The sequence below is a fragment of the Streptomyces sp. ITFR-21 genome, assembly GCF_031844685.1.
Classification (GTDB): domain Bacteria; phylum Actinomycetota; class Actinomycetes; order Streptomycetales; family Streptomycetaceae; genus Actinacidiphila.
Map to the genome: position 1 here is coordinate 6,128,853 of NZ_CP134605.1, position 12,620 is coordinate 6,141,472.

The window sequence follows — 12,620 nt, forward strand, 5'->3', positions numbered from 1 at the left end:
GCGGATATTTGTCCTGTTTTAGCGACTGAAGTGGCTTCCGGAAACGCTGTACACGCTCGGTTCCGGCGCGCGCCTCCGGAACGGGCACGCATTCTGTCGACGCGGGCCTGGCCGTTCGCGGGTAGGCGGCGCGTACGCGGGGCGTGTGCCGCGCGCCGCGTCGTATACCAACCGGAGTCGCCCCCCGGCCCCGGCGGACTCCGCCCCGACCATGATGGGCACGGGGGAGCGGACCGGGAAGACGCTTTCCGGGCTGTTGCGCGACCGGCTCGATCGTGGCACTTGACGCCGGGGCGGCGGACACCGGGGTGCCGGCCGCGGGAGGGGCGCCGGGGCGGCCCGGCGGACCGGGGCCGGTGGTCGGCGGCGGGCCGCGGCGCGGGCGGGCGCGGGCGGGCGCGGGCGGGCGCGGGCGGGCGCGGCGGATTCAGTACTGCCCGGCCACCCAGTCGTACCAGAGGTCCATCCCCTCGCCGGTGGTCGCGGAGACCGTCAGCACCCGGACGTCCGGATTGACCGAGCGGGCGTACGCGGTGCACCGGGCGACGTCGAAGTCCACATAGGGGAGCAGGTCGAGCTTGTTGATGACGACCAGATCGGCGCCGGCGAACATGTAGGGGTACTTCAGCGGCTTGTCGGTGCCCTCGGTGACGGAGATGATCACGACCTTGCTGCGCTCGCCCAGGTCGAACAGGGCGGGGCAGACGAGGTTGCCGACGTTCTCGACCAGGATCAGCGAACCGGCCGCCGGGGACAGGGCGGTGAGGGCGCCGTGCATCATCTCGGCGTCGAGGTGGCAGCCGGCGCCGGTGTTGACCTGCACCACGGGGGAGCCGGCCCGCTTGATCCGGTCGGCGTCGAGCATCGTCTCCTGGTCGCCCTCGACCACGCCGACGGGGCGGCGGCCGGCGAGGTCCCTGATGGTCCGTTCGAGCAGGGTGGTCTTGCCCGCGCCCGGTGAGCTCATCAGGTTGACGGCCACGATGCCGTGGGCGGCCAGCCAGCTCCGGTTGCGTGCGGCGAGGTCCTCGTTCTTGGCCAGGATCCGCTCCTCGACGCTGACCGTCACACCGCCGGCGGTGTCCGCGGGCACGTGGCCGCCGGGGCGTACGGGGCCCTCCGGAAACGCGCGGTCGGCCGGGAGCGGGGTGCGGTCGGCGGGGCCCGAGCCGTCCTCCTCGTACGGACTGCCGTACGGGTGGCCGCGCGGGCGGTCGAGATCGCCGGGGTGGACGTGCGCGTGGGGGCGGGGGTGGTCGTGGCCGTGCGCGCGGCCGTCGGTGCGGTCGTGGGCGTGGTCACGGGTGTGGCCGTCGGCCGGCGCTCCGTCGTCGGCCGACGGCACGGCGATCCGCGTCCCGCCGCCGCTGTCGCCCGCTCCGCCGCAACCGCAGGTACCGCACATGGTCAGCCCACTTTCATCGAGATGATCTGGAGTTCCTGCCCCGAGGTGACCGCCACATCCGCGCTGCCGCACGGACACAGCAGCACCAGATCGGTCGGCGCCACATCGCCGCCGCAGCTGCGGCAGTGCCCCGCGCCCGGCGGCCGGTCGATCTCCAGCCGGGCGCCTTCGGCGACCGTTCCCTCGGCGACCAGGTCGAAGCAGAAGCGCAGGGAGTCGGCCACCACCGCGGTCAACATGCCCACCCGCACCTGAACCGCGTACACCGGCCGGCCGGCCGCGCGTTCGCACACCGCGTCGACAATGCTCTGGGTGATCGACAGTTCGTGCATCGGCGCCCCGTCCTCGGGTGGAATCCCCGCTCGCAGGATCTCAACCGGTCCGTTCTCCCGTCCTGATCGCCGCCGCGACAGCCGGGCACCCGGCCCAGGATCACTCTCCCGGCCTATTCCGCGATATTGCCGATGTCCGCCGATCGGGCTGTGACGGCGCGGTCGGACGGCAATTCCCGTGTTGACGGCGTGCCGGGGCCGAGCCTAGATGGTAGCAATATGAGCGACACCACAATCGCGGCTCGAAAGCCGGGCCCCGGGAACTTCGGGACCGACCCTCGACCCCGAAAGGCGGCTGCACCATGCCGACGGAAAATGCGGTCAAAGCCGAGGACACACTGATCCACGTGCTCTGGATCAATGCCGGTCTCAGCTGCGACGGCGATTCGGTGGCGCTCACCGCCGCCACTCAGCCCAGTATCGAGGAGATCGCGCTCGGCGCGCTGCCCGGCCTTCCGCAGGTCGCCGTGCACTGGCCGCTGATCGACTTCGAGTGCGGCCCCACCGGCGGCGCCGACGACTTCCTCGAATGGTTCTTCAGGGCCGACCGGGGCGAGCTGGACCCGTTCGTCCTGGTCGTGGAGGGCTCGATCCCCAACGAGCGGCTCCACGACGAGGGCTACTGGTCCGGTTTCGGCAACGACCCGGCCACCGGCCAGCCGGTGACCACCAGCGAGTGGCTCGACCGGCTGGCGCCGAAGGCCACCGCGATCGTCGCGGTCGGCACCTGCGCCACCTACGGCGGCATCCACGCCATGGCCGGCAACCCGACCGGCGCCATGGGGGTGCCGGACTATCTGGGCTGGGACTGGAAGTCCAAGGCCGGCATCCCGATCGTCTGCGTGCCCGGCTGCCCGATCCAGCCGGACAACCTGTCGGAGACCCTGACCTACCTGCTCTACATGGCCACCGACCAGGCCCCCATGATCCCGCTGGACGAGGCACTGCGCCCGACCTGGCTGTTCGGCCGGACCGTGCACGAGGGCTGCGACCGGGCCGGCTACTACGAGCAGGCCGACTTCGCCACCGAGTACGGCTCGCCCAAGTGCATCGTCAAACTCGGCTGCTGGGGCCCCACCGTCAAGTGCAACGTGCCCAAGCGCGGCTGGATGAACGGCATCGGCGGCTGCCCCAACGTCGGCGGCATCTGCATCGGCTGCACCATGCCCGGCTTCCCGGACAAGTTCATGCCGTTCATGGACGAGCCGCCCGGCGGAAAGCTCTCCACGAACGCCGCGGCCGGCTACGGGTCCACCATGCGGCGGCTGCGCCGGATCACCACCCACACGCTCGACCGGGAACCGAAGTGGCGCAAGCGCGGAACGACCCTCACGACCGGTGCCACCCGCACCTGGTGACCCACACGACAGCACAGGAAGACGAGGCGGCGCAATGACGGCGACGCAGGCCAAGGGTGGCAGCCGCAGCCAGGGCGGCAAGCAGGAACTGGTGGAGATGGCGTGGGACCCCATCACCCGTATCGTCGGCAGCCTCGGCATCTACACGAAGATCGACTTCAAGCAGCGGGTGGTGGCCGAATGCCACAGCACCAGTTCCATCTTCCGCGGCTATTCGGTCTTCATGAAGGGCAAGGACCCGCGCGACGCGCATTTCATCACCAGTCGCATCTGCGGTATCTGCGGCGACAACCACGCCACCTGTTCGTGCTACGCGCAGAACATGGCGTACGGAGTGAAGCCGCCGCACATCGCCGAATGGATCGTCAACCTCGGTGAAGCCGCGGAGTACATGTTCGACCACAACATCTTCCAGGAGAACCTGGTCGGGGTCGACTACTGCGAGAAAATGGTCGCCGAGACCAATCCCGGGGTGCTGGAGAAGGCCAACCGCACCGCCTCTCCGCACGCGGACGCCCACGGATACCGGACCATCGGCGACATCATGCGTTCGCTGAACCCGTTCACCGGCGAGTTCTACCGCGAGGCACTCCAGGTCAGCCGGATGACCCGGGAGATGTTCTGCCTCATGGAGGGCCGGCACGTCCACCCCTCCACGCTCTACCCCGGTGGTGTGGGCACCGTCGCCACCATCCAGCTCATGACGGACTACATCACCCGCCTCCAGCGCTACGTGGAGTTCATGAAGAAGGTCGTGCCGATGCACGACGACCTCTTCGACTTCTTCTACGAGGCGCTGCCCGGCTACGAACTGGTCGGCAACCGGCGCATCCTGCTCGGCTGCTGGGGCTCCTTCCAGGATCCGGAGCACTGCAACTTCGCGTACAAGGACATGACCGCCTGGGGCCGCAAGATGTACGTCACCCCGGGCGTCGTCGTCGACGGGAAGCTGGTCACCACCGACCTGGTGAAGATCAACCTCGGCATCCGGATCCTGCTCGGCTCGTCGTACTACGGCGACTGGCAGGACCAGGAGACGTTCGTCACCCACGACCCGCTGGGCAACCCGGTGGACCGCCGCCACCCGTGGAACCAGCACACCAACCCCCGCCCCCAGAAGCGCGATCTGGACGACAAGTACAGCTGGGTGATGTCGCCGCGCTGGTACGACGGCAAGGACTACCTCGCGCTGGACACCGGCGGCGGCCCGCTGGCGCGGCTGTGGACGACCGCGCTGGCCGGCCTGGTCGACATCGGCTACATCAAGGCCACCGGCCACAGCGTGCAGATCAACCTGCCCAAGACCGCGCTCAGGGGACCGGTCGAGCTGGAGTGGCACATCCCGCAGTGGAGCAACACCCTGGAGCGCAACCGGGCCCGCACCTACTTCCAGGCCTACGCGGCAGCCTGCGCGCTGCACTTCGCGGAGAAGGCGCTGGTCGAGATCCGGGCCGGGCGCACCACGACCTGGGAGAAGTTCGAGGTCCCCGAGGAGGGCGTCGGCTGCGGCTTCACCGAGGCGGTACGCGGCGTGCTGTCCCATCACATGGTGATCCGCGACGGCAAGATCGCCAACTACCACCCCTACCCGCCGACCCCGTGGAACGCCAGCCCGCGCGACACCTACGGCACCCCAGGGCCGTACGAGGACGCGGTGCAGGGCCAGCCGATCTTCGAGGAGAACGACCGGGAGCACTTCAAGGGCATCGACATCATGCGCACGGTCCGCAGCTTCGACCCGTGCCTGCCGTGCGGTGTGCACATGTACCTCGGCGAAGGCCGGAAGCTGGAACTCCTGCACTCCCCGACGCAGTCGGCGGGTGCGTGAGGTGACCGGCCACCGCCACGCCGGCGGGCGCCCGCCCGCCGGCACCGGCCGCCCCGGGGCCACCGGCCCCGAGCAGCCCGCCGGCCGCCCGGCGCCCGCCGACTGGCGTACGACCGGTGAGCGGCTGGACACCCTGATCGCCGCCGGCGCCTCCGCCGGCCCCGCCGCCCGCGAACGCGGCGAGGAACTGGTCCGGCTGGTCACCGACTTCTACGGCGCCGGCCTGGAACGGCTGCTGGACACGCTGCACGAGCACGGCCGGCTGGACGACGGCGTGCTGGCCGCGCTCGCCGCCGACGAGCTGACGGCCGGCATGCTGCTGGTGCACGGGCTGCACCCGTACAGCGTGGAGACCCGGGTGGAGCAGGCGCTCGAAAGCGTCCGCCCCTACCTCGGCTCGCACGGCGGCGACGTGGAGCTGCTCGGCGTCAGCGACGACGGGGTCGTCGCACTGCGGCTGCTGGGCAGCTGCGACGGCTGTCCGTCGTCAGCGGCCACGCTGCAACTCGCCGTGCGCAGCGCTGTCGAGGCCGCCGCGCCGGAGACCACCGCGATCGAGGTGGACACGCGGTCCGAGGCGGCGTCCGGCCCGGTGGTCGCGGTCGACGCGCTGTTCTCCCGGCTGCGCCCGCCCGCCCCCGAACCGGCCGGCGGGTCGTGGCGGCCGGTGCCGGAACTGGCCGCGCTGGAGAACGGGGCCGTCACCCGCTTCACCGCCGGCGGTGTGCCGGTGCTGGCCTGCCGGATCGGCGCGGACCGGTTCGCCTTCCGGGACCGCTGCGCCCGCTGCGAGCGGCCGATGGCGGGCGCGGTGCTGGCCCGGCGGCTCGGCGGGGCGGCCGGCGGCGGACTGCTGACCTGCCCCGGCTGCCACGCGCACTACGACGTCCGGCGCGCGGGCGCCTGCGCCGACGAGGACGGCCCGCACCTGGACCCGCTGCCGCTGCTCGCCGACGGCGCGACCTGGTCGGTCGCCGTCCCGGCCCCGGTGGCGACGTGATCGGCCACGGCCGCCCGTCCTCTCCGGCGGCCGCCCTGCTGCGCATCGCCCGCACCCGCCCGCACGCCCCCGCCGGGGAACGCTGCGAGATGTGCGCCGCCCCGGTCGGGCCGGCCGAACACGCGCACGTGGTGGACCTGGACAGCCGCGCGCTGATGTGCGCGTGCCGCCCCTGCTACCTGCTGTTCGCCGACCAGGACGCGCGGCTGCGCTACCGGGCGGTGCCCGAACGGTATCTGCGCTTCGACGGCTTCACCCCGGACGAACGGACCTGGGACGAACTGCAGATCCCGGTCGGTTTGGTGTTCCTGTTCCGCAACTCCCCCCAGGGGCGCACCATCGCGTTCTACCCGGGGCCCGCCGGCGCCACCGAGTCCGAACTGCCGTTGGACGCCTGGGACACCATCGTCGCCGCCAACCCCGCGCTGGCGGTGCTGCTGCCGGACGTCGAGGCGCTGCTGGTGCGCCGCTCGCCCGGCCAGGACGGCTCCTGCCATCTGGTGCCCATCGACGCCTGCTACGAACTGGTCGGCCGGCTGCGCACGGTGTGGCGCGGCTTCGACGGCGGCCGGCAGGCGCACGACGCCATCGACGCGTTCTTCGCCCGGGTACGGCAGCTCAGCCGCCCCGCCGCCGCGGCCGGTGCGCCATGACCGGTCTCGCCTTCTCGGTCCTCGACGTCATCGCCGAGCCGTACACCGTGGCACCGCAGCTGACCGCCCGGCTGCGGATCGAGGAGGACAGCGGCGAGCGGATCCACGCGATCGTGCTGCGCTGCCAGGTCCGCATCGAGCCGCAGCGGCGCCCCTACGACGACGCCGAACAGCAGGGCCTGCGCGGGCTGTTCGGCGGGCGGGAGCGGTGGTCGCAGACGCTGCGGCCGTTCCAGTGGATGCAGTGCGGCACGACGGTACAGGGCTTCGCGGGCGCCACCGAGGTCGACCTGGCACTGCCGTGCACCTATGACTTCGACGTGATCGGCTCCCGCTACCTGCACGCCCTCGGCGACGGCGAGGTGCCGCTCACGCTGCTGTTCTCCGGCACCGTCTTCACCAGGGGCGCCGCCGGCTTCGGGGTGCGCCAGGTGCCCTGGGACTGCGAGGCCCGGTACCGGATGCCGGTCGCGGTCTGGCGCCGGATGATCGGCCACCACTACCCCAACTCCGGCTGGATCAGGCTCGATCAGGACGTGCTCGACACCATCGCGGACTTCCGCGCCCGGCGCGGGCTGATCAGCTGGGACGAGACGGTACGGACGCTGCTGGCCGACATGGGCGAGGTGGTCCCGTGAGCCGCGTCGAACCGGCGGAGCCGGCGGGCGCGTCGGACCTGGACCACGTCCGGGCCGTCGCCGACGCGGTGCTCTACGAGGGCTATCTGCTGTACCCGTACCGGGCCGGCTCGTCCAAGAACCGGTCGCGCTGGCAGTTCGGCGTGCTCGGCCCGCCGTCCGCCGCGCCGGCCGGCTTCGCGGAGGAGCCGGGCATGGCGATGCAGTGCCTGCTGACGGACCCCGGCCCCGGGCCGGCCACGGTCACGGTCCGGCTGCGCTTCCTCCAGGTGCAGGTCCGCGAGGTCCAGCGGCGTGAGCCGGACGGCGGCCACACCCCGGTCGGCGCGCTCACCGTGGCCGGCGTCCCCGTACTGAGCTGGGACGAGGCGGTCGAGCGGGAGATCACGCTGTCCGTGCCGGCACCGGCCGCCGCGTACGACCGGCTGCACACCGTCCCGGGCGGCGAGGAGGCCGAGCCGCTCACCGACGCCGGCGGCAGCCCGGTCGGCCGGGTGGTCCGGCGCCGCGAACCGCTCGCGGTCCGGATCCGGATCGGCGCGGCGGCCGACGACGGCTTCGTCCGGCTGACGGTGGCGGTGGACAACGAGCACCCCGATACCGCCGCCGACAAGGACGCCGCGGTCCGCGCCTCGCTCATCGGCGCGCATCTCGTCCTGCGGTGCCGCGGCGCCCGGTTCGTCTCGCTGCTCGAACCGCCGGCCGAGGCGGCGGGCGCGGCCGGCCGCTGCCGGCAGCGGCGCTGCTGGCCCGTGCTGGCCGGGCCGAAGGGGACGGCCGACACGGTACTGGGCGCGCCGATCATCCTGTACGACCACCCGGAGGTGGCCGAACAGAGCCCCGGCGCGCTGTTCGACTCCACCGAGATCGACGAGATCCTCACGCTGCGGGTGATGACCATGACGGACGTGGAGAAGGCGGAGGCACGCGCCACCGACCCCCGCGCCGCGGAGATCATCGACCGCTGCGACGGCATGTCCCCGGCGGATCTGCAACGGCTCCACGGCCTGCTGCGCGACCCGCACGGGCCGCGGGAGGACCCGGGGGCGCCCGCCTCCCCCGCCCCGCCCGCGCCCGCCCCGCCCGCGCCCGCCCCGCCCGCGCCCGCCCCGCACCCGCCCGCCCCGGGCGCCCGCCCCGGCCACGACCTGCCCGGCTACCCCGACTTCCCCGACTTCCCCGGTCCCGACGGCCGCACCGGCGTCACCGACCTGCGCGATGCCGAGCCGCCCTCCTTCGCCACCGGCGGCGCGCCCTGGTGGGACCCGGAGGCCGACGCCGCCGTGCGGCCGGGGTCCGACGCGGTGGTGATCGACGGGGTCCGGGTCGTCAAGGGCAGCCTGGTCCGGGTGCACCCCTCGCGCCGCGCGGACGCGCAGGACCTGTTCTTCGCCGGCCAGGTGGCGCGGGTGACGGCCGTGCTGGCCGACGTCGACGGCGCGACACACGTAGCGGTCGTCCTGGTCGACGACCCGGCGGCCGACTTGCACGACTGGTACGGCCGGTACTTCTACTTCGCACCCGAGGAGTTGGCACCGCTGCCCGCCGGCACGCCCGGCACGCCCGGCGCCGCCGGCGCCCCCGACCGTCTTGGCGGCCGTCAGAGCCGCCGGGGCCCCCGAGAGGAGAACCGACCATGAGGACCGTGGGTCTCATCACCACCGCCGTGGCCGCGGCCGCGGCGGCTGCCGCCCTGGCCGTCGGCGTGATCTCGATTCCCGACATCCGCCGCTATTTGAAGATGCGCTCGATGCGGTCGACGCGCTGCCTGTAGTAGCCCGCCGTACGCGAAAAAGTCGCATCCCATGACCGGCAGGCCGGGACCGGACGCCGGGGAGGAGCCGCAGGAGGCGCGCGGGCCCGAGCGGCCGCCCGCCGGACCGGCCGCCCGCCGGACCGGCCGCCCGCGGCGGCGGAGCCGTCGGCGAGACGTCCGGCGGCCCCGTCCGGACGCGCCCCACCCGCGCCCCGGCGACCGAGCGGCACCGTTCCCGGCGCATCCCGTGGCAGGAGCAGAGCGTGAGCAGTGAACCGACCAGCGCCGCCGCCGACGTCGGCACCGGGACCGGACCTGACACCGGCGACGCGCCGCCGCCGTCCGAGTGCCACCGTCCGCCGGTGGCGGGCCCGCCCCCGACTCCGGGAGTGACGGCGGCTCCGGGCCCGACTCCGGCTCCGGTGGTGGTTACGGGACCGGGACCGGGACGGGGACCGGCTCGGGTACCGCCGCTGTCCGACGTGCGGCGGACCGGCGTCGGCGCTGTGGCGGACGTGCTGGTCGCGGGCATCGGCAACCTCTTCCTCGGCGACGACGGCTTCGGCCCCGAGGTCGTCCGGCGGCTGGCCGCGGCCGGCGGACTGCCGCCACGGGTCCGGGTGGTCGACTACGGCATCCGCGGCGTGCACCTCGCCTACGACCTCCTCGACGGCTGCGCCGCGCTGATCCTGGTCGACGCGTACCCGGGCGGCGGCCCGCCCGGTGAGCTGACCCTGCTCGAAGTGGGGCCGGGCGACCTGGGCAGCGGCGAATTCGATGCACACGGGATGAATCCGGTCGCAGTACTGGCAAATCTGGACCAACTGGGCGGTACGCTTCCCCTGACCTACCTCGTGGGATGCACCCCCGCCGAGGTCGGCGAGGGGATCGGCCTCAGCGTGCCGGTCGCCGCCGCGGTGCCCGAAGCGGTCGCCGCGGTCCGCACCTTGGCCGCGCGGCTGGTGCCCGCGCAACCCGCAGCACCCAGGAGCCGTTGACCATGTGCCTTGGTATTCCCGGCCGGGTGGTGGAGACCGTGGCCGGATACGCCGGCCAGCTCGCGCTCGTCGACGTGGAGGGCGCGCGGCGGCGCGTCAACATCGGCATGCTGGAGACGCCCCCGGCCGCCGGTGACTGGGTGCTGCTGCACATGGGCTTCGCGCTGGAGGTCATCGACGAGGCCGCGGCCCGTACCGCGCTGTCCGGCCTGGAGATGATGGGACGCGCCCGCGACGGCCGGATCCGGCGCCGGTTCGAGGTGCGCGGTGTCGTCCAGGGTGTCGGCTTCCGGCCGTTCGTCTACGTCACCGCCTCGGAGCTGGCGCTGGCCGGCTCGGTGGTGAACACCGGCGGCGGCGTGGTCGCCGAGGTCGAGGGCGACCCCGACGCGGTGGCGGAGTTCGGCCGCCGGCTGCGCGCGGACCCGCCGCCGCTCGCCGTGGTGGAGTCCGTCCGGGAGTCGGAGCAGCCCACCGCGGGCGGCACCGGGTTCACCATCGCGGACTCCCGCGCGGGCGACCCGGCGGCCCGCACCCTGGTGTCGCCCGACATCGCCACCTGCCGGGACTGCCTGGCCGAGCTGGCCGACCCGGCCGACCGGCGCTACCGGCACCCCTTCGTCAGCTGCGCCCACTGCGGCCCCCGGTTCACCATCGTCACCGGCACGCCGTACGACCGGGCCGCCACCACGATGGCGGCCTTCCCGCTGTGCGACCGCTGCCGGGCGGAGTACGAGGACCCCGCAGACCGGCGCTTCCACGCCCAGCCGATCTCCTGCCACGACTGCGGGCCCCGGCTGGAACTGGTCGACGCGGCGGACCCGGCCGGCCGGGCCCCGGCGGCCGGCCAGGACGCGCTGCGGGCAGCGCGGGAGCTGCTCGCGGCTGGCCGGATCGTCGCGGTCAAGGGCCTGGGCGGCTACCACCTCGCCTGCGACGCCCGCGACGACGCCGCCGTCGCCGAACTGCGCCGACGCAAGCGCCGCGGCGGCAAGCCGTTCGCGGTGATGGTGGCGAGCCTCGACGTCGCCGCGGAACTGGTGACGCTGACCGCCGACGAGGAGCAGCTCCTCACCGGCGTCCGCCGGCCGATCGTGCTGCTTCCCCGGCGGCCGGCGGCCCCCGGGGCCGGGGTGTCCGACGCCGTGGCGCCGGGGAACCCCGACCTCGGCCTGATGCTCCCGTACACCCCGCTGCACGCCCTGCTGTTCGGGATCGGCGACGACCGGCCGGGGCCCGACGCGCTGGTCCTCACCTCCGGCAACCTGGCCGGTGAGCCGATCGTCACCGACGACGTACGCGCCCGGACCGTACTCGCCCCGCTCGCCGACGCGTGGCTGCGGCACGACCGGGAGATCCACGTTCCGTGCGACGACTCGGTCAGCCGCTTCGTCGCGGGCGCCGAACTGCCGGTCCGCAGGTCCCGCGGACACGCGCCGCTGCCGCTCGCGCTGCCCTTCGACGTACCGCCGACGCTCGCGGTGGGCGCGGACCTGAAGAACACCTGCGCGCTCGCCGAGGGCCGCTACGCCTGGGTCAGCCAGCACATCGGCGACATGGACGACCTCGCCACCGTCGAGGCGCTCACCCGTACCGAGGCACACCTGGAGCAGCTCACCGGCGTCGCCCCGCGGCAGCTGGTGGCCGACGCGCACCCGGCCTACCGGTCCGCCGGCTGGGCCCGCGCGCACGCGGCCGGCCGGGAGGTGCGCACGGTGCAGCACCACCACGCGCACATCGCCTCCGTGATGGGCGAGCACGGACTCGGCGCCGACGAGAGCGTCATCGGCATCGCCTTCGACGGCACCGGCCACGGGACCGACCGGGCGGCCTGGGGCGGCGAGGCACTGGTCGCCGGCTACAAGTCCTTCCGGCGGGCGGCGCACCTGGCGTACGTGCCGCTGGCCGGCGGCGACGCGAGCGTGCGGCGCCCGTACCGGATGGCCCTCGCCCACCTGCACGCCGCCGGCGTTCCCTGGGACGGGGCGCTGCCGGCCGTCCGCGCCTGCCCGGCCGGGGAACGGGACGTGCTCGCCCACCAGTTCGCCACGGGCTTCGGCTGCGTGCCCACCTCCAGCATGGGCCGGCTCTTCGACGCGGTCGCCTCGATCGCCGGGGTACGGCAGTCGGTGGACTACGAGGCGGAGGCCGCCGTCGCGCTGGAGGGACTGGCCCGGTCCGCCGGCCGCGGTCCCGTGGCGGGTGGATACGCGTTCCGGGTCGGCCGGGCGACGGACGGGGAACCGGCGGTCGCCGACCCCGGTCCTGTGGTCCGCGCGGTGGCCGCCGACGTGCGGGCCGGTGTCGGCGCCGAGTCGGTCGCCGCGCGGTTCCACACCGCCGTCGCGGTGCTGGTGGCCGACCTCGCGGAGCTCTGCCGGGCCGGTACCGGCCTGGACGTGGTGGCGCTCGGCGGCGGTGTCTTCCAGAACGCCCTCCTGCTCACCGCGGCCCAGCGCCTTCTGACCGAGCGGGGGTTCACCGTGCTGCGGCCCCGGCTGCTGCCGCCGAACGACGGCGGGATCGCGTTCGGGCAGCTGCTGATCGCCGCCGCGGGCTGACCGCGGGAACCCGGGCGGCGCGCCGGACCGGGCGGACGGTCCCGCGTCGGGCGCCACGGGCCGGGCGCCACGGGCCGGGCGCCACGGGCCG

Annotated in this window: 11 protein-coding genes; 9 read left to right on the forward strand and 2 right to left on the reverse strand. The window is 73.9% G+C overall.

Translation table 11 applies throughout. From position 1 onward, the window contains the following. Window positions 1–427: 427 nt before the first annotated feature. Both hypB and RLT57_RS27320 read right to left on the reverse strand, forming a co-directional pair. On the reverse strand, window positions 428–1,405 hold the full coding sequence (gene hypB, locus RLT57_RS27315; protein ID WP_311299902.1) for a hydrogenase nickel incorporation protein HypB: 978 nt from the start codon (window positions 1,403–1,405) through the stop codon (window positions 428–430). Between the two features lie 2 nt (window positions 1,406–1,407). Next, the gene (locus tag RLT57_RS27320; protein ID WP_311299903.1) at window positions 1,408–1,737 is read right to left on the reverse strand and encodes a hydrogenase maturation nickel metallochaperone HypA; all 330 of its coding nucleotides are present in this window, start codon (window positions 1,735–1,737) and stop codon (window positions 1,408–1,410) included. Window positions 1,738–2,039: 302 nt separating this feature from the next. On the opposite strand from RLT57_RS27320, the gene RLT57_RS27325 reads away from it, so the two are divergent. The 9 genes from RLT57_RS27325 (at window position 2,040) to hypF (ending at window position 12,529) form a co-directional block, all read left to right on the forward strand. Further along, window positions 2,040–3,095 carry a hydrogenase expression protein HypE gene (locus RLT57_RS27325; protein WP_311299904.1) on the forward strand — a complete coding sequence of 352 codons (1,056 nt, stop codon included), beginning with the start codon at window positions 2,040–2,042 and terminating at the stop codon, window positions 3,093–3,095. A 34-nt stretch (window positions 3,096–3,129) separates the two neighbouring features. After that, complete coding sequence (locus tag RLT57_RS27330; protein WP_311299905.1) at window positions 3,130–4,923, forward strand: nickel-dependent hydrogenase large subunit; 1,794 nt, start codon at window positions 3,130–3,132, stop codon at window positions 4,921–4,923. Beyond that, window positions 4,916–5,923, forward strand: a complete 1,008-nt coding sequence (locus RLT57_RS27335) for a NifU family protein (RefSeq protein WP_311299906.1) — start codon at window positions 4,916–4,918, stop codon at window positions 5,921–5,923. Before RLT57_RS27330 ends, RLT57_RS27335 begins: the two co-directional genes overlap by 8 nt. Further along, on the forward strand, window positions 5,920–6,576 hold the full coding sequence (locus RLT57_RS27340; protein WP_311299907.1) for a DUF5947 family protein: 657 nt from the start codon (window positions 5,920–5,922) through the stop codon (window positions 6,574–6,576). Before RLT57_RS27335 ends, RLT57_RS27340 begins: the two co-directional genes overlap by 4 nt. Beyond that, complete coding sequence (locus RLT57_RS27345) at window positions 6,573–7,214, forward strand: DUF6084 family protein (protein ID WP_311299908.1); 642 nt, start codon at window positions 6,573–6,575, stop codon at window positions 7,212–7,214. The genes RLT57_RS27340 and RLT57_RS27345 overlap by 4 nt, the downstream gene beginning before the upstream one ends. Continuing rightward, on the forward strand, window positions 7,211–8,854 hold the full coding sequence (locus RLT57_RS27350; RefSeq protein WP_311299909.1) for a hypothetical protein: 1,644 nt from the start codon (window positions 7,211–7,213) through the stop codon (window positions 8,852–8,854). Before RLT57_RS27345 ends, RLT57_RS27350 begins: the two co-directional genes overlap by 4 nt. Then, window positions 8,851–8,988, forward strand: coding sequence for a DUF6893 family small protein (locus RLT57_RS27355; protein ID WP_311299910.1), 138 nt, complete (start codon window positions 8,851–8,853; stop codon window positions 8,986–8,988). The genes RLT57_RS27350 and RLT57_RS27355 overlap by 4 nt, the downstream gene beginning before the upstream one ends. 464 nt (window positions 8,989–9,452) lie before the next feature. Then, on the forward strand, window positions 9,453–9,968 hold the full coding sequence (locus RLT57_RS27360; protein WP_311299911.1) for a hydrogenase maturation protease: 516 nt from the start codon (window positions 9,453–9,455) through the stop codon (window positions 9,966–9,968). 2 nt (window positions 9,969–9,970) lie between these two features. Further along, complete coding sequence (gene hypF, locus RLT57_RS27365; protein WP_311299912.1) at window positions 9,971–12,529, forward strand: carbamoyltransferase HypF; 2,559 nt, start codon at window positions 9,971–9,973, stop codon at window positions 12,527–12,529. Window positions 12,530–12,620: the final 91 nt, after the last annotated feature.